Raw genomic sequence first — 1,154 nt, 5'->3', positions numbered from 1 at the left:
TCTCTTCTTTTGGCTGTCTGTGTTGATCGTGTCATCCGCGCAAAAAAAGCTTACACAACACTTTTGCTCTGGCCTTATGCTGTTGCTCCGGTATTGGCAGGTATATTATGGTTGTTTATCTTTCATCCAACTGCCGGAATTGTCCCTTTTTTTCTCCAGAAAATAGGTATTATATGGAATTATCGTATTAATGGCATTCAAGCAATGATTATTATTGTGATTGCAGCCAGTTGGAAACAAATCTCTTATAATTTTCTCTTTTTTCTTGCCGGTCTTCAATCTGTTCCACGTTCCCAAATAGAAGCAGCAGCAATTGATGGTGCTGGTCCTTTTAAACGATTTTGGACTGTGGTTTTTCCGCAAATTTCACCGACAACCTTTTTTCTTCTTATCGTTAACATCCAATATGTTATGTTTGACACATTTGGCATTATTGATAACATAACCTCTGGAGGTCCTGCGCGTGCAACAAGCACTCTTGTCTACAAAGTGTACGATGATGGTTTTAAAAACCAAATAATTGGTGCATCAGCAGCACAATCAACAATATTAATGTTGATGGTTATTGTCTTAACATTTATTCAGTTCCGCTGGATTGAACGCCGTGTACAATATTAGGAAGAAAATCATGGTTGAAAATCGCCCTGTTTTAAAATTTCTAACCCATATAACCCTTATTATTGGCATTTTCATTATTTGCTTTCCAGTTTATGTTGCTATCATTGCCTCAACCCATAACTCGGCGGCATTTAGTTCAGGAACACTTCCTCTTTTACCAGGAAAATATGCCCTGGAAAACTATAAGACAATCTTTGGTGATGGACTTATGCAGCTTGGTTTGCCTAATCTCTGGCCACTCTTAATGAACTCCCTCATTATGGCTGTTGGTATTAGTATTGGAAAAATTATTATTTCTCTCTTTTCTGCTTATGCAATTGTCTACATGCGCTTCCCTTTTCGCAAAACTGCGTTTGCCCTTATATTCATTACATTAATGCTACCTGTCGAAGTTCGTATTATCCCAACATATGCAGTCGTCGCACAATTAGGCATGATAAACACCTATGGTGGAATGATTATTCCACTCATTGCATCTGCAACTGCTACATTTTTATTTCGTCAGTTTTTTTTGACTGTTCCTGACGAACTCTTAG

2 protein-coding genes are annotated in these 1,154 nt (G+C 37.9%); both read left to right on the top strand.

Going from position 1 to position 1,154, the window contains the following annotated elements; translation table 11 throughout:
• Positions 1-618 (top strand): ABC transporter permease subunit (locus ACFIO5_RS10330; protein ID WP_375705354.1); only part of this gene is annotated, 618 nt, incomplete at its 5' end.
• Between the two features lie 10 nt (positions 619-628).
• Positions 629-1,154: ABC transporter permease (locus tag ACFIO5_RS10325; RefSeq protein WP_522729882.1), on the top strand; the 526-nt coding region annotated here is incomplete at its 3' end.

This window comes from Bartonella sp. AA86SXKL (assembly GCF_042196885.1).
This window is presented reverse-complemented; position numbering and strand designations above follow the sequence as displayed.